Annotated in this window: 20 protein-coding genes; 10 read left to right on the top strand and 10 right to left on the bottom strand. The window is 69.3% G+C overall.

Going from position 1 to position 22,781, the window contains the following annotated elements; translation table 11 throughout:
- Positions 1 to 66: 66 nt before the first annotated feature.
- The 3 genes from IEZ19_RS26250 to IEZ19_RS26260 are packed head-to-tail and all read left to right on the top strand — an operon-like array spanning position 67 to position 3,064.
- Positions 67 to 1,275, top strand: a complete 1,209-nt coding sequence (locus tag IEZ19_RS26250; RefSeq protein WP_189313753.1) for an acyl-CoA dehydrogenase family protein — start codon at positions 67 to 69, stop codon at positions 1,273 to 1,275.
- Positions 1,272 to 2,315: a phosphotransferase family protein gene (locus IEZ19_RS26255; protein WP_189313754.1), complete on the top strand. Its 1,044-nt coding sequence runs from the start codon at positions 1,272 to 1,274 to the stop codon at positions 2,313 to 2,315. The genes IEZ19_RS26250 and IEZ19_RS26255 overlap by 4 nt, the downstream gene beginning before the upstream one ends.
- A complete protein-coding gene (locus IEZ19_RS26260; RefSeq protein WP_189313755.1) occupies positions 2,312 to 3,064 on the top strand; it encodes an SDR family NAD(P)-dependent oxidoreductase in 753 nt (250 codons plus the stop codon). The genes IEZ19_RS26255 and IEZ19_RS26260 overlap by 4 nt, the downstream gene beginning before the upstream one ends.
- Positions 3,065 to 3,130: 66 nt before the next feature.
- On the opposite strand, the gene IEZ19_RS26265 is transcribed toward IEZ19_RS26260, so the two are convergent.
- Positions 3,131 to 3,754 (bottom strand): TetR/AcrR family transcriptional regulator, encoded by a 624-nt coding sequence (locus tag IEZ19_RS26265; protein ID WP_189313756.1) that lies wholly within the window; start codon positions 3,752 to 3,754, stop codon positions 3,131 to 3,133.
- Positions 3,755 to 3,846: 92 nt separating this feature from the next.
- Here IEZ19_RS26265 and IEZ19_RS26270 point away from each other — a divergent pair, with 92 nt between their 5' ends.
- Positions 3,847 to 4,470, top strand: a complete 624-nt coding sequence (locus tag IEZ19_RS26270) for a TetR/AcrR family transcriptional regulator (protein ID WP_229840791.1) — start codon at positions 3,847 to 3,849, stop codon at positions 4,468 to 4,470.
- Between the two features lie 84 nt (positions 4,471 to 4,554).
- Here IEZ19_RS26270 and IEZ19_RS26275 read toward each other — a convergent pair whose 3' ends face one another.
- The 5 genes from IEZ19_RS26275 to IEZ19_RS26295 are packed head-to-tail and all read right to left on the bottom strand — an operon-like array spanning position 4,555 to position 9,062.
- Complete coding sequence (locus IEZ19_RS26275) at positions 4,555 to 5,322, bottom strand: SDR family NAD(P)-dependent oxidoreductase (RefSeq protein WP_189313757.1); 768 nt, start codon at positions 5,320 to 5,322, stop codon at positions 4,555 to 4,557.
- Between the two features lie 23 nt (positions 5,323 to 5,345).
- On the bottom strand, positions 5,346 to 6,125 hold the full coding sequence (locus tag IEZ19_RS26280) for an alpha/beta fold hydrolase (protein WP_189313758.1): 780 nt from the start codon (positions 6,123 to 6,125) through the stop codon (positions 5,346 to 5,348).
- Between the two features lie 9 nt (positions 6,126 to 6,134).
- Positions 6,135 to 7,382, bottom strand: coding sequence for an LLM class flavin-dependent oxidoreductase (locus IEZ19_RS26285; protein ID WP_189313759.1), 1,248 nt, complete (start codon positions 7,380 to 7,382; stop codon positions 6,135 to 6,137).
- Positions 7,383 to 7,418: 36 nt separating this feature from the next.
- Positions 7,419 to 8,210 carry an SDR family NAD(P)-dependent oxidoreductase gene (locus tag IEZ19_RS26290; protein ID WP_189313760.1) on the bottom strand — a complete coding sequence of 264 codons (792 nt, stop codon included), beginning with the start codon at positions 8,208 to 8,210 and terminating at the stop codon, positions 7,419 to 7,421.
- Positions 8,211 to 8,255: 45 nt separating this feature from the next.
- Positions 8,256 to 9,062 carry an SDR family NAD(P)-dependent oxidoreductase gene (locus tag IEZ19_RS26295; RefSeq protein ID WP_189313761.1) on the bottom strand — a complete coding sequence of 269 codons (807 nt, stop codon included), beginning with the start codon at positions 9,060 to 9,062 and terminating at the stop codon, positions 8,256 to 8,258.
- 151 nt (positions 9,063 to 9,213) lie between these two features.
- On the opposite strand from IEZ19_RS26295, the gene IEZ19_RS26300 reads away from it, so the two are divergent.
- The 6 genes from IEZ19_RS26300 (at position 9,214) to IEZ19_RS26325 (ending at position 14,621) form a co-directional block, all read left to right on the top strand.
- Positions 9,214 to 9,516, top strand: a complete 303-nt coding sequence (locus IEZ19_RS26300) for an EthD family reductase (RefSeq protein WP_189313762.1) — start codon at positions 9,214 to 9,216, stop codon at positions 9,514 to 9,516.
- On the top strand, positions 9,517 to 9,819 hold the full coding sequence (locus tag IEZ19_RS26305) for a hypothetical protein (protein ID WP_189313763.1): 303 nt from the start codon (positions 9,517 to 9,519) through the stop codon (positions 9,817 to 9,819).
- Positions 9,820 to 9,919: 100 nt separating this feature from the next.
- Positions 9,920 to 11,161, top strand: coding sequence for an LLM class flavin-dependent oxidoreductase (locus IEZ19_RS26310; protein WP_189313764.1), 1,242 nt, complete (start codon positions 9,920 to 9,922; stop codon positions 11,159 to 11,161).
- Positions 11,162 to 11,170: 9 nt separating this feature from the next.
- Positions 11,171 to 12,355, top strand: a complete 1,185-nt coding sequence (locus tag IEZ19_RS26315) for a flavin reductase (RefSeq protein ID WP_189313765.1) — start codon at positions 11,171 to 11,173, stop codon at positions 12,353 to 12,355.
- A 20-nt stretch (positions 12,356 to 12,375) separates the two neighbouring features.
- Positions 12,376 to 13,047, top strand: coding sequence for a nitroreductase family protein (locus tag IEZ19_RS26320; RefSeq protein ID WP_189313766.1), 672 nt, complete (start codon positions 12,376 to 12,378; stop codon positions 13,045 to 13,047).
- Positions 13,044 to 14,621: an acyl--CoA ligase family protein gene (locus IEZ19_RS26325; RefSeq protein ID WP_189313767.1), complete on the top strand. Its 1,578-nt coding sequence runs from the start codon at positions 13,044 to 13,046 to the stop codon at positions 14,619 to 14,621. The genes IEZ19_RS26320 and IEZ19_RS26325 overlap by 4 nt, the downstream gene beginning before the upstream one ends.
- Positions 14,622 to 14,786: 165 nt before the next feature.
- Here the strand turns inward: IEZ19_RS26325 and IEZ19_RS26330 are convergent, their stop codons facing one another.
- The 4 genes from IEZ19_RS26330 to IEZ19_RS26345 form a co-directional block, all read right to left on the bottom strand.
- Positions 14,787 to 15,650 carry a 3-hydroxybutyryl-CoA dehydrogenase gene (locus IEZ19_RS26330; protein ID WP_189313768.1) on the bottom strand — a complete coding sequence of 288 codons (864 nt, stop codon included), beginning with the start codon at positions 15,648 to 15,650 and terminating at the stop codon, positions 14,787 to 14,789.
- A gap of 60 nt (positions 15,651 to 15,710) precedes the next feature.
- The gene (gene icmF / locus IEZ19_RS26335; RefSeq protein ID WP_189313769.1) at positions 15,711 to 18,944 is read right to left on the bottom strand and encodes a fused isobutyryl-CoA mutase/GTPase IcmF; all 3,234 of its coding nucleotides are present in this window, start codon (positions 18,942 to 18,944) and stop codon (positions 15,711 to 15,713) included.
- 180 nt (positions 18,945 to 19,124) lie between these two features.
- Positions 19,125 to 21,071, bottom strand: a complete 1,947-nt coding sequence (locus tag IEZ19_RS26340) for an oxidoreductase (RefSeq protein WP_189313770.1) — start codon at positions 21,069 to 21,071, stop codon at positions 19,125 to 19,127.
- Positions 21,071 to 22,756: an AMP-binding protein gene (locus IEZ19_RS26345; protein WP_189313771.1), complete on the bottom strand. Its 1,686-nt coding sequence runs from the start codon at positions 22,754 to 22,756 to the stop codon at positions 21,071 to 21,073. Before IEZ19_RS26345 ends, IEZ19_RS26340 begins: the two co-directional genes overlap by 1 nt.
- Between the last annotated feature and the right edge of the window lie 25 nt (positions 22,757 to 22,781).

Raw genomic sequence — 22,781 nt, forward strand, 5'->3', positions numbered from 1 at the left:
TCTGCTATCCTGCAAGGAGACTAATGAGCATTAGTTAGGTTCTGACCTGCCGAGCGAGGAGGTCCTGTGTCCATCGAACTGGCCCCTGATCCCGAGGTCGCCGACCTTGCCGAGCGCACGGCGGCATTCGTCCGAGACGTCGTCATCCCGGTCGAGGAGGAGTACGCCGGCGTCACCGCGAGGGCGGGCGACGCGGTACGCGTCCGGTTGCAGCAGGCCGCCAAGGACGCCGGGGTGTTCGCTCCGCACGTCTCCTTGGAGTACGGCGGACTCGGGCTTGACATGCGGGCGCGCGCCGTCGTCTTCGAGGAGGCCGGCCACTCGCTGTTCGGACCGCTGGCGCTGAACTGCGCCGCCCCGGACGAGGGCAACATGCACCTGCTGGAGCATGTCGCGACGCCGGAGCAGAAGGAGCGGTACCTGCGCCCGCTGGCGGCCGGCACGGTCCGCTCCTGCTTCGCGATGACGGAGCCGGCACCGGGCGCGGGCTCGGACCCGGCGGCCCTGTCGACGCGGGCGAGGCGCGTACCGGGCGGCTGGCGGATCGACGGCCGCAAGTGGTTCATCACCGGCGCCGACGGAGCGGCGTACGCGATCTGCATGGCCCGTACCTCCGGCGAACCGGGCGACCGCGGCGGAGCGACGATGTTCCTGGTCGATGCCTCCGATCCTCGGATGAAGGTGATCCGCCACATCGAGACGCTCGACGAGAGCCTCTTCGGCGGCCACTGCGAGGTCGTGTTCGACGGATGCGTCGTCCCCGACGATGCTGTGCTCGGCGAGGTCGACAAGGGCTTCGCGTACGCCCAGGTGCGCCTCGGGCCGGCCCGCATGACCCACTGCATGCGCTGGCTGGGCATCGCCCGCCGCGCCCAGGACATCGCCGTGGCCCGGGCCGCCGACCGCCGGCTGTTCGGCTCTCCACTGGCCGCACTGGGCATGGTCCAGCAGATGATCGCCGACAACGAGATCGACATCGCCGCCTCCCGTGGACTGATCCGGCAGGCGTGCTGGGAACTCGACAACGGCCGCTCGGCCGCCCAGGCCGGCGCCATGGCCAAGACGTTCACCGCCGAAGCGGTCTGGCGGGTCGTGGATCGCTCGGTGCAGATGTGCGGGGCGCTGGGCATCTCCGGCGATGCGCTGCTGTCCCGCTTCCTGCGCGAGGTCCGCCCCTTCCGCATCTATGACGGGCCGTCCGAGACCCACCGCTGGGCGATCGCAAGGCGCGTCGTCAGCCGCCACCTCAACGGCCCCTCCCGGTCCGGCGCATGAGCGCGAGCGAAGCAGGTCCCGAGGGGCTGGACGTCGCCGCCCTGCACAGGTTCTTCGAGAGCGCGGTGAAAGGCACTGCCGGGCCGCTGCACGCCGAGCTGCTGCACGGCGGACGGTCCAACCTCACCTACCGCGTGACCGACGGCACGTCCACCTGGGTGGTCCGTAGGCCACCGCTCGGCGGCCTCACCCCCTCGGCCCACGACATCGGCCGCGAGTACCGCGTCGCCGCGGCCCTGTGGGGCAGCGGTGTCCCCGTGGCCCGGACGGTGGCGCTGTGCGAGGACGCTTCGGTGATCGGCACGCCGTTCTCGGTCGTGGAGCACGTACCCGGCCGGGTCATCCGCACCCAGGCCGAACTCGAGTGCCTGTCCCCGGCCGAGACGCTGCACTGCGGACACGCGCTGATCGACGTGCTCGCCAGGCTGCACGCGGTATCCCACCGGGCCGTCGGACTCGGTGACTTCGGGCGCCCGGAGGGCTACCTGGCCCGGCAGGTGAGGAGGTGGTGTGACCAGTGGGAGCGGGTCGGCACCAGACCGCTGGCCGACATCGAGAGGCTGCACGCCCGGCTGGCCGCCGTGGTGCCGGCCGAGAGCGGCGCCTCGATCGTGCACGGTGACTACCGTATCGACAACGCCATCCTGGACCCCGCCGAGCCGTCCGAGGTCCGCGCGCTGGTGGACTGGGAGATGGCCACCGTCGGCGATCCGCTCGCCGACCTCGCTCTGCACCTGGTCTACCGGGATCCGGCCTTCGACCCGGTGCTCGGCGGTTCGGCGGCGTCCACCAGCCACAGGCTGCCGCACGTGCGGGACCTCGCCGAGCACTACGCCCGCGTCACCGGAAGTGACCTCACCCGGCTGGGGTTCTACCTCGGCCTGGGCTACTTCAAGATCGCCGTGATCGCCGAGGGCATTCACGCCCGCCACCGCCAGGGCCTCACCCTCGGCGACGGCTTCGAGACCGTCGGCCAGGCGGTTCCGCTGCTGGCGGCCGCCGGACTGCGCGCGCTGAATGGAAAGGAGACCCCGCTGTGACCCCCACCCACGTCGGCCGTCGGGCCGCGCTCGTCACCGGTGCCTCCCGCGGCATCGGCCTGGGCATCGCCCGCGGGCTGGCGGACGCGGGGTACGACCTGACCGTGTCCGCCAGGGACGCGGCACGCCTGGAGAAGTCCGCGGGCGCACTCGCCGACGCGGGCGGGCGCGTCCACCGGGTACCCGCCGACATGGCCGTCGAGGACGACGTACGACGCCTCGCGGCAGAGCACGCACAGCACCACGGCAGGCTCGACGTGCTTGTGATAGGAGCGGGCGTGGGGAGCGCCGGGGCGCTCGAACAGACGACGACGAAGCGCTACGACCTGCAGTTCGCGGTCAATGTGCGGGCGCCCTTCGTGCTGCTGCAGCACAGCCTGCCACTGCTGCGCAAGACCGCGGCGGCGGACCCCGAACGCGGCTCGAAGGTCATCGCCCTGTCCTCGATCACCGGCGTCGCTGCCGAGCCGGACCTCGCCGCGTACGGCGCCGCCAAGGCCGCGCTCATCTCCTTGTGCCGGTCCGTGAACAGCGAAGCGTCGGCCCAGGGCGTCTGCGCGACCGCGATCTGCCCGGGATACGTCGACACCGACATGTCCGCGCATGTGCGGGACCGGATCGATCCCTCGCGGATGATCCGGATCGAGGACGTGGTCGAACTGGCGCTGTCCGTGACCCGGCTCTCGGCCTGCGCCGTGGTCCCGGAGATCGTGGTCACCCGCCCCGGCGACCAGCTCTGGCGGGCCTGAGCCGACCGGCGCTCCGGCCCGTCGGCGCCTCGGGCTCCACGTGCGGTGACACCTGTGCGGTCGCCCTCAGGACGCCTCGGGCTCCACGAGTGCGAGGACGTTGGCGACCAGCATGCGGCGGAACTCCTCGCTCACGTGGCCGTGCGGCACCCGCAGGATGGCCTCGGCGAAGATGCCGCCGACCATCATGCGGGCGACCACTCCGGCGTCGACGCCGGTCCGCGCGTCGCCGCGCTCCTGGGCCTCGCGAATGACCCTCTCCGGGATGGCGTGGGCGGGCTCGATGATGTTCTGGCGTGCCCAGTCCCACATCTCCGGATCGGTCAGACTGGTCACCGACAACTGGTAGTACGCGCTGAGCGCCCCGTCGGCCGCGAAGGACGCGGCGAAGATGTCGGCGAGGGTCGCAAGGTCCTTGGGGAGCGTTCCGGTCAGCTTCGGCGCGGCGGGGTTGTGACCGGCCAACAGGGCGGCCTTGATCAGATCCTCACGCTTGGCCCAGCGCAGGTACATGGTGTTCCGGGCGACGCCGGCACGCCGGGCCACCGCGTGGAAGCTGAAGCGGGCGATGCCGTTCTCGGCCACCTCGCGCCGGGCTTCCTCCAGGATGATGTTGTCGATCGCGCGGTCACGCGGCCTTCCCGGGCCACGGGACCCCGCGGCGGCGTTCGTGGCGGAAGGGCGACCCATGGGCGCCATGCTACTACCCAGTCGGTCGGCGCCCGACGGGACGTCTGAACGGTCGTTCGCCAAGGGACTCCCTGGTGTACTAGCATGGGTATGTGCCGTCACAGTCAGCTGCTAACGCTCGCAAGTCGACCCGGCCGGCCCCGGCCGGGCGTGCCGGCGACATCATGGATGCCGCGCTGACGCTGTTCGCCGAGCGCGGATACCTCGGGACCAGCATGCGTGACATCGCATCGCAGCTGGGTATGCGGGCGCCCAGCCTGTACAACCACCTGGAGTCCAAGCAGGAGCTGCTCCAGGACATCATGCTGCGCACGATGGAGAACCTGGTCGCCGACCACCAGATGGCGGTTGCCACCACCAACGACGTGGCCGAGCAGCTGCGCCGGGCCATGGAGGCGCACGTCCGCTACCACGCGCGCCATCCGCGCGAGGTGCGCATCGGCAACGCCGAGATCTGGAACCTGGAGCAGCCCGCCCAGGACCGGGTCCGCAAGCTGCGCCGCGACTACGCCCGCTCGTGGCAGGACGTCATCAACCGAGGCGTCGACGAGGGCCGGTTCCAGACGCCGTCGCCGCAGCTGGCCAGCTACGCGATGTTGGAGATGGGTATCGGCATCTCGCTCTGGTACCACGAGGGCGGTCGGCTCTCCGAGTCCCAACTGGCCTATTACTACGGCGACATGGCGCTGCGCCTGGTGTCCGCCGAATCCGGCTGAACGAAGGGCGACGCGGCCGGACCGGTACAGCCGGTCCGGCCGCGTCGCGGTGACGGCCTTCCCCCGAGGGAACCCCCGATCCCGTCAGCCGCCGCTGGAGGTGGTCATGCCGCCGCCGTCGATGCGCAGCGTCTCACCCGTCATGAACGCCGACTCCTCCGACGCCAGGTAGACGACGAGGTTCGCGATGTCCTCGGGCTCACCGACCCGCGGCGTCGCGATGGACGGCAGTGTCTGCTGCGGCAGGTCCGGCACCGCGTCCAGCAGCTGCTGGGTGCGGATGACGCCAGGCGCGATGGCGTTGCAGCGCACTCCGTCCTTGCCGTGCTGCGCCGCGACGTAGCGGGTCAGGCCCACGACGGCGGCCTTGGTCGTGCCGTACGCGGTCAGTGCCTTGCTGCCGCTCAGGCCGCCGACCGAAGCCATGTTGATGATGGATCCACCACCGCCGGCCACCATGTGCGGCAGGGCGAACTTGCAGGCGAGGAAGATGCTGCGGACGTTCGTGGCGAACGCGCGGTCCCACATCTCCACGCTCGTGCTCAGCACCGATCCGTCGGTGAACCACGCGTCAGGACCGACGAGCGCGGCGTTGTTGTGCAGGACGTCGATGCGGCCGTGGCGCCGCATCGTGAAGTCGACCAGTTCTGCGATGGATTCCTGCTTCGTCGCGTCGAACTGGAAGGGTGTGGCGGCCTCGCCGATCTGCTCGGCGGTCTGCTTCGCGCCGTCGAGATTGAGGTCTGCGATGACGACCTGCGCCCCTTCCCTGGCCAGTGCCTGTGCGGTGGCGCGGCCGATGCCCGCCGCGCTGCCGGTGACTATGGCGACCTTGCCCGCTACCCGACCCATGCGATCCTCCTTGTCCGGTGAGCTCACGCGCTCAGGAACTTCTCGACGGTGGCGATGAATTCGTCTTCCTGCTCTATGAACGGGTAGTGGCCGGCGTCGTCGATGACCGCGAGCTCGCACTGCGGGATGAGCCGGACGAACTCCTTGGCGTAGGCGAGCGGCACCAGCCCGTCCGACGCACCGTTCACGACGAGGGACCGTGCCCGCACGTACGGCAGCCGGCGGCGCAGGCCCCGGTCGGCGATCGGCCACATGAACTTGGTCGCGGTGGCGAGATTCTGGGCCTGGAAGAAGATCTCACCGTGGGGATCGTCGGGGTCGGGGACGAAGATGGTCGGCTCGGGGCTCGGGATGGCGGCCGAGTCGTGCCACTTCGCGCCCTTGACCTCGTCGGCGGCCCCGAACGGGTCCTGAGCCGGCTGGTCGTCCAGCCACAGTCCGAACGCGTCGACGAGCACCAGTTCGCCCACGATCTCCGGGCTGAGCGCGGCGAGTTCGGCGGCGACCATGCCGCCGGTCGAGTGACCGATGACGTCGATGCGTTCGTACCCCAGCGAACGCACCAGCTCCCGGTAGAACAGGACGAGATCGAAGATGTCCTGCACGTGTTCGAACCCGGTCGAGGTGCCGTAGCCAGGCTGCTCCGGCGCGTAGACGGTGTGGAACTGCGCGAGCCGCTGCAGGAAGGGCGCGCCGCCGGGGTGGCGCTCGTAGCCGTGCAGGAACAGCACGGGACTGCCGCTGCCGGCCGTCCACAGATTGACGTCGAACGTTCCGACGTTGGCGATGTCGAGCGTGCGCATCTGTCCTCCTCAGTTCGCGGGAACGGTGATCTTGGGCGCGTGTGCTGCGACGCGCTGTCGGCTGACCTCGGGGGTCCAGTGGTCCTCGTGCTCCGAGAACAGATCGCGCAGATGGGGGGCGACCTGGCGGCCGAACAGCTCGTTGTTCTTGGCCGCGGTCTCCTCGGGCAGGTTGCCCATGTGCATGCAGGTGATGAGCTGGCCGACGTGCAGCTCGGTCGCGAGTGTCTCGATGCGCTGCCGGACCCGTTCCGGGGTGCCGGCGACGATGAACCCGAGTTCGTCGGCTTCCCAGAAGCTCAGCTCACCGTTGGCGGCCCGCTGCCGTACCTCGGGGCCGATACCGCGCTGGCGGCGCAGGCCTTCGCGCTGCGATGCGATGGTCATGTAACCCGGTGGTGTGGCGTAGTGCAGCGGTGCCTTTTGCCGGGTGAAGAAGTAGTTGACGGCCTCGGCGTACTCCCGCTCGGCCTCCTTGTCGGTGTCGGCGACGCAGATGAGCTGGGTGAAGGCCATGCGGAACGGGTTGATCTCGAAGCCGCGTTCCTGCACGCGGTCCCAGAAGCCGTGGACGATGGGGCGCGCGTTGTCGAGCCCGAAGAACGACAGGTAGCCGTAGCAGTAGTCCTCGTCGAGCACCAGGTCCCAGGTTTCCAGACTGCCCGAGCCGGGCACCCAGATCGGCGGCCGCCCCTGGACGGGCCGCGGCAGGACGTTGACGTAACGCAGTTTGTTGTACTTGCCGTTGAACGTGAACGGCTCGTCCGCGGTCCAGGCGCGGGTGATCAGGTTGCGTGCCTCGTGGAAGCGGTCGCGCAGCTCGGCGGGGGAGATGCCGTAGGCGAAGGCCGTGTCCATCGGCGTGCCGAAGACGAATCCGGCGATCACCCGGCCGTCGGACAGGCAGTCGAGATAGGCCATCTCCTCGGCCACCCGGTTGGGCGGGTTGTACAGCGCCAGCGAGTCACCGATGATCAGGATCGCGGCGTTCTCGGTGGTGCCCGCCAGACTGGCAGCCAGCAGGTTCGGTGACGGTGTCATCGCGAACGTCGTCTGGTGGTGTTCGTTGACGGCCAGGCCGTCCCAGCCGAGCGTGTCGGCCTGTTGCATCAGCCGGATGAACATCTTGTAGTGCTCGCCGACCTTCCGCGAGTCCACCAGGTTCATGGGCAGGTCGACGGCCGACGAGGGGTGCTTCTGCGGCAACCGCGCGGGCAGGTCGTTGTAGGTGGCTTCGGCGAACCAATGGAACTTCATGAGGGCTCCGGTTCAGGCGTGAGGTGGTGGGGCGGGTCAGAAATCCGGGCCGAGCCCGCCGATCGGGGGCATGCCGGAGTGCGCCCAGAGCCCGCCGTCCGCCACCAGATGGGAGCCGGTGATGAATCCGGCTTCGTCGGAGGCGAGGAACAGCACGGCCGCGGCGATCTCCTCGGGCTTGCCGTAGCGGCCCATCGGGATCGCGTCGCGGATGTCCTCCCAGATGCCGGGCGCCTGCTCGTGCAGCTGGCCGATGGGCGGTGTGGCGATGGGGCCGGGGCACACCGCGTTGCAGCGGATGCCCTTGCGGGCGTATTCGATGCCGGTGATCCGGGACAGGTTCACCACGCCCGCCTTGAGCACGTTGTAGGCGCCGATGCCGTAGTCGGCGGCGACGCCGGACACCGAGGCGGTGTTGATGATGGAGCCCTTGCCCTGGGCGAGCATGGGCTTGAGGGCGAGTTTGATTGCGTACCAGTAGGCGATGAGGCTGACGTCCAGTGACTTGCGGAAGCCGTCCAGGCTGAGGTCGCCTATACGGCCGGACTCGAACCACACGTGGTTGTTGTGCAGGATGTCCAGGCGGCCGAACGTGTCGGTGGTGAAGGTGACGACCCGTTCGAGGTCCTCCGGGTTCGACGCGTCGGCGTGCTGGAACTCGACTGTTCCCCCTGCACGTTCGATGGCGTCGGCCACGTCCTTGCCGGCGTCGGCGTTGATGTCGAGGATGACCACCTTGGCGCCTTCGCGGGCGAACGCCTCGGCCGTCGCCCGGCCGATGCCCGAGCCGGCGCCGGTGATCAGTGCAACCTTGTCCTGCAGCCGCATGGCCGCTCCCTTCCGGAATCCGATGTGGTGGGGTGTCGTAGAAGGTCAGGCCGGGACGGGACCGCTGCCGGCCTCCGGCGCGGTGTCCAGGGGCGGCGGCGTCCCGGCGGTGCCGCCCCCGTCGACGGTGATGACCTGGCCGTTGATGTAGGCGGCGTCCTCGCTGGCGAGGAAGGCCACCACGTTGCCGATGTCGGTGCCTTGGCCGGCGCGTGTGTAGGGCAGTTGGGCCACCGCGGCCTCGGTGACGCCGGGCACGTTCTCCAGCACCTGCTCGGTGAGCACGGCACCCGGCGCGATGCAGTTGGTCCGGACGTTGTGCCGGCCGTACTGCGCGGCCAGGTACTTAGTCATCGCGGCCACCCCGGCCTTCGAGATGCCGTAGCCGACGAGAGTCGGACCGCCGCTGAACGCCGCGATCGACGCCATATTGACGATCGCGCCGCCACCGCCGGCGATCATGTGCGGAAGCGCTCGCCTCGCCGCGACGTAGCCGCTGCGCAGATTGACGCGCAACGTCTGGTCGAACCAGTCCAGTTCGGTGTCGAGCACAGTGGTGTCGCGGGTCCACGCCTGCGCGGTGATCGCCGCGTTGTTGTGCAGAACATCCAGTCGGCCGTGCCGCGCGATCACCTCGTCGACGAGATGCTCCACGGACGCCGTGTCGGCCGCGTCGTACGTGACGGCGGAGGCGGCGTCGCCGATGCGCTTCGCCGTCTCCTCCACCAGATCGCCGCGGATGTCGCCGAGCACCACCTGGGCGCCGTGACCGACGAGCACCTCGGCGGTGGCGGCACCGATGCCTGCCGCGGCTCCGGTGACCAGTGCGACCTTGCCGGACAACTTTCCCATCGCGAACCTCGCTTCGGGCCGTTCTTCTCTTCGGGGCTTTCGTGTACGGTGAAAACTAACGACTAGTAGTTCGTCTGCGCAATAGTTCGGTCGAGCGACCGCATCCCGTCCCCTGCGGATCGGATCCGCACCGTCCTTCGAGGAGACCTCCGTGATCAAGCTGACCGTGCTCTACGCACAGCCCGCCGACGCCGACGCGTTCGACAAGCACTACCTCCAGACGCACACCCCGCTGGTGCGGGCGCTGCCCGGACTGGACCGTTTCGAGGTGGCGTTCACGCTGCCGGACGCGGACGGCGCGCCCGCCCTGTACCACCTGATCGCCGAGCTGTACTTCCCCGACGCGCAGGCCATGCAGGCGGCGATGGCCTCCCCGGAGGGAGCCGCACTGGCAGCCGACGCACCCAACGTCACCAGTACGAAGTCCGTTTCGATGCTGAGTGAGATCAGCTGAATGGAACTGCGTCAGTCAGCCGTGCGGGCCGCGCCCGAGCTGGTCGCGCCCGAGGACTTCACCGCCCTGAAGGTCGTGGTCGACGGCGATCGCGACGAGGCGCTGCGGCGGCTCGGCCGGGCCGGCGTCACGGGCGACGGCGAGCATGTGTGGATCCCCGCCGAGCTGCTGCGCACGCTGGCGGGCCGTGCCGTGGACTCGGACTGGGAGGCCTCGCTGTCCGGGATGATCGCCTACGCGCTGAGCCGCGGCTGGTACGACGAGCGGCGCGGGGCGGTCAGGGCACATCTCGAGTACCTGTGAGGCAGACCCGCACGAGCCGAACACAAACTAACGTTCATATGTGTCAGCCGCGGCGACCGGGCGGGCCGCGGCGGCACCCAACGCATCGAAGGGGACAGAGATGAAGTTCCACTGGTTCGCGCAGCAGTTCCACACCCACCTGCCGGAGGACTACGGCGACACGGTGCGCAGCGCCTGGGTCACCCCACCCGCGTCCTACGCCGACCCGAGTCAGGTCGGCGAGGAATACCACATGTACCTGCGCCTGATGCAGCAGGCCGACAAGCTGGGCTGGGACTCGCTGCTGCTGAACGAGCACCACCAGACCTCGCTGGCGATGACACCGTCCCCCAACCTGCTCGCCGCCGTGCTGGCCGCCACCACGGAGAACTCCGCGATCGCGCTGTGCGGCAACTCTCTCGCGCTGTACAACCCGCCGATCCGGGTCGCGGAGGAGATCGCCATGCTCGACTGCCTGTCCGGCGGCCGGGTCATCGCCGGCATCGTCTTCGGCACGCCGATGGACAGCGCGTTCTCCTACGGCGTCCCGCCGATCGAGCTGCGCGAGCGCTTCCACGAGGCGCGCGAGCTCGTGCACCGCGCCTGGAAGGCCAAGGAGCCCTTCGCCTTCAACGGCAAGTACAGCCAGCTGCGCTACGTCAACCCGTGGCCGCGGCCCGTCCAGAGCGAGCTGCCCATATGGATCCCCGGCAGCGGCAGCGTCGAGACCTGGTCGGTCGTCAACGAACTCGACTACTGCTACGGCTACTTGTCCTTCTCGGGCAAGCAGAGCGCGACCCCGATCGTCAACGGCTTCTGGGACTACACCGAGTCCACCGGCGGCAACATGAACCCCAACCGGATGGCCTTCACCCAGGTCATCTGCTGCGCCGACACCGACAGGGAAGCCGAGGAGCAGTACTACGACGCCGTCCGCTACTTCTACCGGCAGAACCCCGTCGCGCCGGAGTTCGGCAACCCCCCGGGCTACACCTCCCAGGAGTCCCTGCGCGCCATGCTGAGCCGGGAGAAGACCATCTCCGCCGAGGAACGCGAGAAGGCGAACAAGGGCGAGCTGAGCTTCTGGGACTACGACCGGCTCGGATACATCATCGCCGGCACGCCGGAGCGGGTCGAACAGCGGGTGCGCGAACTCGTCACCGACCTGCGCATCGGCCAGCTCATCACCTGCATGCACGTCGGCAACCTGCCCGAGGAGGTTGCGGCGAAGAACAACTACCTCTTCGGTACGCGCGTCGCCCCGAAACTGCGCGACATCTGGGCGGAGCACGAGGACCGCTGGACGCCCAAGGTGAGCCAGGAGCGGGTGGCGGCACTTCAGCTGACCGACCAGTCGGCCTGAGAGACGCCGATGACCACCACGGACAGCACCACAGCCGCCGACCCCCGGTGGTTCCGGCAGGTGCTTGGTACCTATCCGACCGGTGTCTGTGTGATCAGCGCGATCCACCCGGACGGCACCCCGGTCGGCATGGCGGTCGGGTCGTTCACCTCGGTGTCCCTCGACCCGCCGCTGGTGGGATTCCTGCCGGACCACTCGTCGACGTCCTGGCCGAAGATCCGCGCGGCCGGACGGTTCTGCGTCAACATCCTCGGTGCCGACCAGGAACACGTCTGCCGCGCCTTCGCGTCGAAGGCGCCGAACAAGTTCGCCGGGCTCGGGTGGCGGCCCGGTCCGAGCGGGCTGCCGGTCCTGGACGGCGTCGTCGCCTGGATCGAGTGCGACCTGGACGCCGTGTACACCGCAGGCGATCACGACATCGTGATCGGGCGCGTCAGGGAGATGAGCCTCGGCAACCCGACCATGCCCCTCGTCTTCTTCGAGGGCGGTTACGGTCGCTTCGAGCCGTCGTCCCGGGCAGCCGCCGACGCCGACCTCTTCGACGTGCTGCGCAACGTGGATCCCGGACGGCCGGAGATGGAACGCATCGCACGGGAGATGTCCGTCGAGTGCGTTGCCGGCGCGATCGTCGGCGATGAGATCGTGCACGTGGCAAGCGCGGGGACACCGTCCGGCGGCCGGCCTGCCGTCCGCGTCGGGATGCGCTCCCCGCTCGCGCCCCCGCTGGGCATGAGCTGGCTGCCCTGGGCCGACGAGACGGATGTGCGACGCTGGCTGGCCCAGGCACCGACACCACTCAGCCCCGGGCAGGCCGAAGCCTGGCGCGTCGCCCTGGACCGGGTGCGCGACCGCGGCTTCTGGGTCCGGCTCGGCGGCCCGAGCCAGCGCGAGTTCGACGCCAGGATCAAGAGGCTGTCCACCATCGCCGACGCCCGATGGCGGCGCAGCGTCTTCCACGACCTGTTCGACCCCGAACCGACCGTCGAGTACGGACAGCCCGAACTCGGCCCGGACACCGTGTACGAGGTGCGCGCGATGAGCGCGCCGGTGTTCGACCCGGGCGGCCGCGCCCGCTACGCGCTGATCCTGTTCGGATTCCCGCCCCGGATGTCCGGCGCCGAGATCGCCCACTGCGCGAGACGGTTGCGGGCAGCCTGCGATGCCGCAGGCAAGGGGCTGCGTACCCTGCCGTGATCACCCCATGGAGGACCGTCATGCTGCCACCGACCGGGCAGGCCCTCACCATAATGGAGGCGCTGCACTCCACGCCCGCCCGTCGCTACCTCGACCCCGATCCGATCCCCGAGGACGTGCTCTGGGCGGTCCTGGACGCGGCCATCCGGGGCCCGTCCGGTGGCAACGCTCAGCAGTGGGGCTGGGTCGTGGTGACCGATCAGGACATCAAGAACCGCGTCGCGACCTGGTACCGGGACAACTGGGAGAGGGCCTACGGCCGGCACCGCGAGCGGATCCTCGCTTCCCCGGCCGGTTCGGACGGGCTGAGCCCGCGGGGCTTCCTCGGCGCGGAGCATCTCGCGCACCACATCGAGGAGGCCCCGGTGTGGGTCTTCCCGGTACTGCGCCATGCGGCGGATGAACAGGACCCCCGAGTCGGCGCGTCCATCTACGGTGCGGTGCAGCAACTCTGCCTCGCCGCACGCGCCTACGGTATCGGCACTTCGCTCACCACGCTCTACCGTGGGCACGAGGACGACCTGCGTGACCTGCTCGGCTTGCCGCCCGACGCACTGACCATGGCGCTGATCCCGATGGGCAGCCCCGCCAAGGGACGGTGGGCGCAACCCAGGCGCAAGCCGGTCGAAGACGTCGTGCACTTCAACCGCTGGGGCGCTACCCGCGCCCGATCGGAGGGCCGGAACCGATGACCGAACCACAGTGGAGGTCTGCGTCGACCCTGTCGTTCGAGCCGCTCACCCCCGTGTCGTACCTGGACCGGGCCGCGGCGGCGCACGGAGAGCGGACGGCGGTCGTGGACGGCGACCGGCGCTGGTCGTACACGGACTTCCACGACCGCTGCCGCCGGCTGGCCGGCGTGCTGGCACCTCTGGCGCAGGGCCGGCCGGTCGCGGTGCTCGCGCCCAACACACACGTGCTGCTGGAGGCGAGCTTCGGGGTGCCGTGGGCGGGTGTCCCGCTGGTGGCCGTCAACACCCGGCTGTCGGCCCGCGAGATCGCCTACATCCTGCGGCACTCCGAGGCGTCGGTGCTGGTGCACGACCCCCTCTTCGACGACTTGGTCGACGCCGCGGTCGCCGACCTGCCCGAGCTCCCGCACCGGATCCGTGCGGGGGAGCAGTACGAGCGCCTGCTGGCCGACGCGACACCCACCGCGATCCGTCCGGAGGACGAGCGGTCGCTGCTGTCGATCAACTACACGTCCGGGACGACCGGACGGCCCAAGGGCGTGATGTACCACCATCGCGGTGCCTACCTGCAGTCGCTGGCGATGGTGGGGCACACCGGGCTGTCGCCGTCCGCGGTGCACCTGTGGACCCTGCCGATGTTCCACTGCAACGGCTGGTGTTTCCCGTGGGCGGTGACCGCGGCGGCGGCCACGCACGTATGCCTGCCGAAGGTCGAACCCACCGAGGTGTGGCGGCTGTTGAGTACGGAGGGAGTGACGCATCTGGAGGGTGCTCCGACGGTGCTGTCGATGCTCGCCCACGCGCCGGACGCGTCGCGGCTGGCGCAGACGGTGAAGGTCGCGACCGGCGGCGCGCCGCCGTCCCCGGCGATCCTGCGACGAATGGGGGAACTGGGGTTCGAGGTCACGCATCTGTACGGGCTGACCGAGACGTTCGGCCCGGCCATGATCTGCGACTGGCGCCCGGAGTGGAACGCCCTCGACGACCGGGTCCGGGCCCGTCTCAAGGCGCGCCAGGGCGTCGGCAACATGATCTCGTGCGCGGTGCGCGTGATAGCCGGGGACGGTTCCGACGTTCCCGCCGACGGGACGTCGGTGGGGGAGATCTCGTTGCGCGGCAACAACGTCATGCTCGGCTACTACAAGGACGAGGAGGCCACGAAGAAGGCCGCACCGGACGGCTGGTTCCGCACCGGCGACCTCGGCGTCGTGCATCCGGACGGGTACGTCGAACTGCGCGACCGCAGCAAGGACGTGATCATCTCCGGCGGAGAGAACGTCGCGTCGGTCGAGGTCGAGCAGGTCATCGCCGACCATCCGGCCGTCTCGGAGGTCGCGGTCATCGCGGTACCCGACGAGCGCTGGGGGGAGGTGCCTGCCGCGTACGTGAGCCTGCTGGACGGCGCAGAGGTCACTGAGGTCGAGATCATCGAGTTCGTCCGGGCCCGGCTGGCTCGGTTCAAGGCGCCCAAGCGCGTGGTGTTCGGGGAGCTGCCCAAGACGTCCACGGGCAAGATCCAGAAGTTCGTCCTGCGCGATCGGGCCTGGGCCGGGGCGGAACGCAGGATTCAGTAGCGATCCGGCCGGCCGGGCGAGGGGCCGGGGCGCCTCGGTCGTTCTGGCTCGTGTGCCCCGGCCGCACCACGTGAGTGGTCGTCGACACGGTCGTGCGGTCGGGTGATGAGCCTTGCCCGACATCGCACCCGCCCAGTTCCGGGCCGCGCCGGCGAACTCGGGTATTCAGGCGCCGTAGGAGTAGAAGCCGTGACCGCTCTTGCGGCCCAGGCGGCCGGCGGCCACCATGCGCCGCAGCAGTGGCGGAGCTGCGTAGAGCGGCTCCTTGAACTCCTCGTACATCGACTCGGCGACGGCTTGTGCGGTGTCCAGGCCGATGAGGTCGAGCAGTCGCAGCGGTCCCATGGGGTGGGCGCAGCCGAGTTCCATGCCGCTGTCGATGTCCTCAGCGCGCGCCGTTCCTGACTCGAGCATGCGGACGGCCGCGAGGAGGTAGGGCACCAGCAGGGCGTTGACCACGAAACCGGATCGGTCGGGGGCCTGGACGACCGTCTTGCCGAGTTGCCTGGCGGTGAAGTCGCGGATGCGCGCCAGGGTGTCGGCACTGGTGGTGAGGGCTGGGATCACCTCGACGAGCTTCTGGACCGGTACAGGGTTGAAGAAGTGCAGTCCCACGACGTGGGAAGCCCGGCCGGTGGCCACGGCGAGATCGACAATGGGGATGGAGGAGGTGTTCGTGGCGAGGATGGCGTCCGGGGAGACTACGACCTTGTCCAGCCGGCGGAAGACCTCCGATTTGACCTCGCGGCTCTCGGCGACGGCCTCGATGACGATCTGCCGGTCGGCCAGCTCGCTCAAGTCATCGGTGAAGGAGAGGCGGGCCAGGGCCTGGTCGCGGTCGGCTGCGGTGAGCTTGCCGTGCCGCAGGCCGCGCTCCAGGGAGGCGGTGATGCGGTCGCGGCCGGCGGCGGCCTGGTCCGGGTTCGACTCGGCGACGATCACCTCGAGGCCGTGCAGTGCGGCGACTTCGGCGATACCGGAGCCCATGAGGCCGCAGCCGACGACGCCGAGACGGGAGACGGGTTCCATGCGGGACCTTTCGTGGTCGGGAGGGTGATGGCGGCCGTATCCACGGCCTCGGCCGGTGACTCAGACGTTGCGTCGGTACTGGCCGCCGACCTCGAAGAACGCCTCCGTGATCTGTTGCAGAGTGCACACGCGGGCAGCGTCCATCAGTACGGCGAAGACGTTCTCGCCGGAGATCGCGGCCTGCTTCAGACGCTCCAGGTTCGCCCCGGCCTCCTCCCGGTGCTCGGCCTGGAAGCTCTGGACCCGCTGCAACTGGGAGAGCTTCTCCTCCTCGGTGGCGCGGGCCAGTTCGAGGGTGCCCTGGCTCGGGCCGGTGTCGGCATGCGGGTTGCGGAAGGTGTTCACGCCGATGATCGGCAGGCTGCCCTCGTGCTTGCGCTGCTCGTACAGCATGGACTCGTCCTGGATACGACCGCGCTGGTAGCCGGTCTCCATCGCGCCCAGCACACCGCCGCGTTCGTTGATCCGGTCGAACTCGGTCAGCACGGCTTCCTCGACCAGGTCGGTGAGCTGGTCGATGATGAACGAGCCCTGCAGCGGGTTCTCGTTCATCGCCAGCCCCCACTCGCGGTTGATGATCAGCTGGATGGCCATCGCGCGGCGCACCGACTCCTCGGACGGGGTGGTGACGGCCTCGTCGTAGGCGTTGGTGTGCAGCGAGTTGGCGTTGTCGTAGATGGCGATCAGCGCCTGCAGGGTGGTGCGGATGTCGTTGAAGTCCATCTCCTGGGCGTGCAGGGAGCGGCCGGAGGTCTGGACGTGGTACTTCAGCTTCTGGGAGCGTTCGTTGGCGCCGAACTTCTCCTTCATCGCGACGGCCCAGATCCGGCGGGCGACCCGGCCGAGGACCGAGTACTCGGGGTCCATGCCGTTGGAGAAGAAGAACGACAGGTTGGGGGCGAAGTCGTCGATGTGCATGCCGCGCGCCAGGTAGGCCTCGACATAGGTGAAGCCGTTGGCGAGGGTGAACGCGAGCTGGCTGATCGGGTTGGCGCCGGCCTCGGCGATGTGGTAGCCGGAGATGGACACCGAGTAGAAGTTGCGGACCTTGTTGGCGATGAACCACTCCTGGATGTCGGCCATCATCCGCAGCGAGAACTCGGTGGAGAACAGGCAGGTGTTCTGGCCCTGGTCCTCCTTGAGGATGTCGGCCTGCACGGTGCCGCGCACGTTCGCCAGCGCGTGCGCACGCAGCTCGGCCGCCTCCTCGGGAGAGGGGTCGCGGCCCTCGGCAGCGCGGAAGGCGTCCGTCTGCTGGTCGATGACGGTGTTGAGGAAGAAGGCCAGCACGGTGGGCGCCGGACCGTTGATCGTCATCGACACCGAGGTCGTCGGCGCCACCAGGTCGAAGCCGTCGTAGAGCGCCTTCATGTCCACCAGGGTCGCGACCGAGACGCCGGAGGTGCCCACCTTGCCGTAGATGTCGGGACGCCGGTCCGGGTCACGACCGTAGAGGGTGACCGAGTCGAACGCCGTGGAGAGCCGGTTGGCCGGCTGGCCCTCGGAGAGCAGCTTGAACCGTCGGTTGGTGCGGAGCGGATCGCCCTCGCCGGCGAACATCCGCGCCGGGTCCTCGTCGTCGCGCTTGAACGGGAACACCCCGGCGGTGAACGGGAAGTAGCCGGGCAGGTTCTCGCTGCGCCAGAACCGCAACAGTTCCCCGTGGTCGGTGAACCTCGGCAACGCCACGCGGGGAATCTCGTTGCCCGACAGGGACTGGCGGGTCAGTCTGGTACGGATCTCCCGGTCCCGGACCGTTACGACCTGCTCGTTTCCGGAGTAGGACGCAACGACGGAAGGCCAGTTCCTGATCTGCTCCGCGACGTCGTTCGGGAGCTGCTCGCGGGCGAGCTTGAGCAACGACTCCACGTCTGCCGCCTCGGAGCCGGCCTGGACGAGCTCGTCCCTGACCATCTCCATGCGCTGAACCCGCCGGGCCGCCTCGGCGAGCCGCTCGCTCTCGGTGTGGTACCTGCGGACGGTCTCGGTGATCTCGGCGAGGTAGCGCACACGGCCGGCAGGCACCACCTGCCGGATGCCGGAGGAGTGGCGCACGTCGACCGCGGGCAGGGCGCCCTCGGACTGCGGCCGCCCCTTCTCGGCCAGGACGGTCTTCAGGTGTTGGTAGAGCGCGGTGACACCGTCGTCGTTGAACGTCGCCGCGGACGTGCCGAACACCGGCATGTCCTCGGGCTTCATGCCGAATGCCTCGCGGTTGCGCACCAGTTGGCGGCCCACGTCGCGCAGCGCGTCCTTGGCGCCGCGGCGCTCGAACTTGTTGATCGCCACGACGTCGGCGAAGTCGAGCATGTCGATCTTCTCCAACTGCGAGGCGGCGCCGAATTCCGGTGTCATCACGTACATGGCGGCGTCCACGAAGGGCACGATCGCCGCATCGCCCTGGCCGATGCCCGGCGTCTCCACGATCACCAGGTCGAACCCCGCAGCCTTGACCACGTCGATCACATCGGAGAGGTGCTCGGGCAGCTCGTGGCTGCCGCGGGTGGCGAGGCTCCGGAAGAAGACGCGTTGCCCGTCGAGGGTGTTCATCCGTATCCGGTCACCCAGCAGCGCGCCCCCGCCACGGCGGCGGGTCGGATCGACCGCGATCACCGCGATCCGCAGCTTGTCCTGCTGATCGATCCGGAACCGGCGGACCAACTCGTCGGTCAGGGACGACTTTCCGGAGCCGCCGGTGCCGGTGATGCCGAGCACCGGCGTGACCTGTGCCGCGGCGGTTGCACGCAGTTGTCCCAGCAGATCCGGCGGCAGCTTTCCGAGTTCGGCCCCGGTGACAGCGCGGGCGATGGCGACTCGATCGCCGGAAAGAATCGCGTCGGCGTCGGCCGGCCTGGCTTCCCAGAGGTCGAAGTCGCATTGCCGCACCACCGAGTTGACCATCCCCGCCAGGCCCATCCGCTGCCCGTCCTCGGGGGAGAATATGGTAACGCCACTCTTGCGCAGCCGTGTGATCTCGTCGGGCACGATGACGCCGCCACCACCGCCCACCACGCGGACGTGCTCGGCTCCCTGCTCGCGCAGCGACTGGACCAGGTACTCGAAGTACTCGACGTGCCCGCCCTGGTAGGACGAGACCGCCACGCCCTGCACGTCCTCCTCGAGCGCCGCGTCCACAACCTCCTGCACCGATCGGTTGTGTCCGAGGTGAATGACCTCGGCGCCCTGGGACTGGAAGATCCGCCGCATGATGTTGATCGACGCGTCATGCCCGTCGAACAGGGCCGATGCGGTGACCAGGCGGACAGGGTGCACAGGACGGTGCAGATCGCTCATGGGGGCCTTCCCGGACAGGTCAACAGGCGCTGACGAAGAGATAGTAGGACGTCCTAGTAAATTGCGGTGGCTGATCGTGGTGTGAACAGAAGCACAGTGTGGAGTGAGCCGGGGCCTCCATTCCGGGTTACGGGGCCGGACAGGCCTTCGCCCTCGGCTCAACCCCTTCCCGAAGCAGGGCTACGCCCTCCTCCGCGTGTGGGATCTCACGGCCATGCGAGCCTCCTCGATGGCCTGTCCGAGCCCGCGGGGATCCCGCGCGTCGCCGATCGTGCTCACACCCGTTCCACCCCAGCGGACCCGTCCGCGGCGCCCGGCGAGTACGACCGCGTCGGCCGGGAGGACGTCACCGTCATCGGCGCGGACCCCGTCGGGTGTCAGGGCCACTGGACGACCCGGACGGACAGCTACGCCGGCCCGGTCCAGCCTGGCCCTGAGGGCACGGCGGGCGACGCCACTCATGTCGTCGCCGACGCGTGTGTCGGCGAGAAGAGTCACCGAGGAACCACGATCGCTCAGCCAGAGCGCCACACTCAGCGCCTCCGAACCCGATCCCAGCACCACAGGACGGCTGGGCCGCAGTGACGAGCCGTGCGTCGAGGGAAGTCCCGCCAACAGGTCGTCGACGACCCAGGCCTGCAACTTCTCGTAGCCGTCCAGCGGTGGGATCAGGGTCTCGGCGCCGACCGCGCACAACACCAGGTCCGCGTCGGCGAGTTCGGTCGCGTCGGGGCGGACCTCCCGCCCGAGCACGACGTCGACCCGGAGGCGTGCGAGTTCGCGTTCGTACCATGCGGCCAACTCGCCGAAGTGGGCCATGGGAGGCGTCATGCCCGCGAGCGCGGCGGCGCCGCCGAGTCGCTCACGCGCTTCCCACAGTGTCACGTGGTCGCCGGCCTCGGCTGCGACCCGGGCCGCCTCCATCCCCGCTGGTCCACCACCCACGACGGCCACCCTCCGCCTGTGCGTGGCAGCCGTCGTGCGCAGTCCCGGCGGACGCCCGATGTCCGGATTGACCGTGCAGGAGATCTCACCGCCGATCTGGAGCGGTCCCGCGCAACCCTGCAGCGTTCCCACGCACGGCCGAATGGCGGCGTCCTGCCGGGCGCGCGCTTTCGCGACCCACCTGGGGTCGGCGAGCAACTGGCGCCCCACGCCGACCGCGTCGCAGGAGCCGGCGGAGATTGCGGCCCGGGCTGTCATCGGATCACGGAACCCGCCGACGGCGACGACCGGCACGGCCACGGCTCGCTTGACGACCTCCGCTGCGTGGAGGAACGCCGGCTCGGGGTCGTCGAGGACCGGAATGGTCCACGGGACGGACCCGTACACGCCTCCCGAGACGATCAGTCCGTCGGCCCCGGCCTCGGCGAAGATCTGCCCGATCGCGGCCGCGTCGTCCGGACGCATCCCTCCGGGAACCAGGTCGTCACCGTTGATGCGGACCAGAAGGGAGAGTCCCGGTACTCGCTCCTTCACACATGTGATCAGTTCACGGCCGAACGTGGCGCGTTCGCGCAGGCCGGCCCCGCCGAAGCGATCGGTGCGCTGATTGCTCTGTGCGGACAGGAACTGCTGGATCAGATAGCCGTGTCCGCCGTGCAGTTCCACGACGTCGAAGCCCGCGGCCGCAGCCCGTACGGCAGCATCCACGAAGGCTTCGACGATCTCCTCCACCTCGGCGGTCGACAGTTCCCGGGGGGTGTCGGACACGTGGACGGGTGGCGCGATCGCCGACGGCCCGACCGGTGCGGTTCGTGTGACCTTGGGGGACACCTGGCGGCCGCCGTGGCCGAGTTGGAGGCTCGCCAGGGCACCGTGCCGGTGGATGACCTCCGTGACGCGCGCAAGTCGTTCGACCACTCCGGACGCCCACATCCAGGGGATCTTGCGTTCGACGCGCCCCTCCGGACGGACGGCACCGAACGCGACTGTGGCGAGGCCCACATCCGTTGCGATCATCGAGAAGTGGTCGGCCAGCCGGCCGTCCGGAAGGCCGTCCTCGTATCCGAAACCGGTCGTCATCGCGGAGAGCATCACTCTGTTCCGCAGGACGACACCGCCGAGCTGCAGAGGCTGAAACAGCACGTCTTCCGGCCGCGAGTCACCCGCGAAGACCTCGCCCATCACGCGACACCCGCACGGGACGAGAGGCGGGGAGCCTCTGTGATTCCCTTCTCGGACAGCTCCTTCGCCAGTTCCTCACGGAGACGGAACTTGCGGATCTTCGTACCCGACATGGGCCACTCCGTCACGAATCTCACATACCGCGGGACCTTGAAGGTCGCGATCCTGCCGACGCAGTACTCGATCAGTTCCTTCTCGGTCACCACTGTGCCGTCGTTGAGCTCGACGAAGGCCGCGGGTACTTCGCCGTAGCGGCGGTCCGGGGCCGCGACCACCTGGACGAGCCGGACGGCCGGATGCCGGCTGAGGTAGTCCTCGACCTCGGCGGCGGCGACGTTCTCGCCCCCCACCTTGAGCATGTCCTTGATTCGCCCGACGAAGGTGTAGCGACCCGCCTCGTCGAGCACTCCCATGTCGCCGGTGTGGAACCACCCGTCCTGGTCGATCACCGCCTCCGTCAGCTCCGGGGCGTTGTAGTAGCCCACGAAGCAGCCCGCCCCCCGCAGCAGCGTCTCACCGTGCGTGCCCGCAGGAGCGTCTTCTCCCGTGGCACGGTCGACCACGCGCACCTCGACCGTGGGCATCGGGTAGCCGCCGGTCGTGAGCCGTATCTCCGGCGGATCGGTCGGCCGGTTGAAGGCGAAGTACGACGCCGTCTCCGTCATCCCGCTGGACTGCATGTTGACCGCGGTCGGCAGTCGCTCCTGCATGATGCGCTGCTTCTCCGGCACACCGGCGGTCTGTACGATCCGCAGTGCCGAGAGGTCGGTGGACGCGAAGTCGGGGTGGTCGAGGACCGGAAGCCAGAGCGGTTCGAAGACCGGCATGGCGACGGTGACACGCTCTGCCGACAGTTGGTGAAGAGCACGGCCGGCCTCGAAGGTCCTGGCATGTATGTACGTGGCGCCGGCCGACAGGCAGGCGAGCAACGACATGAGCCCGCCCGTGTGGAACATCGGGAGTGGTGTCCAGAACCTGTCGTCCGGCGTCAGCCCGTAGCAGTGTGCGCCGACGCAGCGAGCCTGCGCCACTACGGCGCGGTGCGTGAGCACCGCCCCCTTCGGACTCGCCGTGGTCCCGGATGTATACATGATCATCGCCGGCTGGTCGGCGTGTATCCGGCCGCGCCGCTCGGTCAGTTCCGCACCGTCGACATGTTCCGCGGCCGCGGCGACCTCGTCGGGCGGCACCGTTCCGGGCAGGGGCTCTCCGTCCAGCCACAGCACGGCGGTGAGAGACGGCGCCGCGTGCAGCTGCAACGCCCTCGGGTCCTGCTCCGCGAGGTCGGGGAAGACGGACGGGAAAAGTCCGTGGGCCGCCGACGCGTCGGGGCCGTCCGTCGGACTACCCGCGGTGAGCAGCACTCTGGCGTCGCAGTCCGCGACGACATGGCCGAGCTCCGTCTCCTTGAACCGCAGGTTGATCGGGACGCTGGTGGCACCGGCCAGGGCGGTGCCGAGGATCGCGACCGCGTAGAGCGCACTGTTGGGCAGCATGACGGCGACCTTGTCGCCCTCCTCGACACCAAGTGAGACCAGCGCGCGGCCGAGGCGGTCCGCCCGTTCCGAGAGTTCCCGCCAGGTCAGCCTGGCCTCGGGAAAGACGAGGCCTTCCGCCCCGGGATCGGCCGCCAGCCGCTCCTCGAGCAGACTGGGCAGGACGTCGGCCCTTGGCAACTCGGTCATCACCGTGTTCCTTCCAGCAGTTGAG

This window comes from Streptomyces brasiliensis (assembly GCF_014647875.1).
Classification (GTDB): domain Bacteria; phylum Actinomycetota; class Actinomycetes; order Streptomycetales; family Streptomycetaceae; genus Streptomyces; species Streptomyces brasiliensis.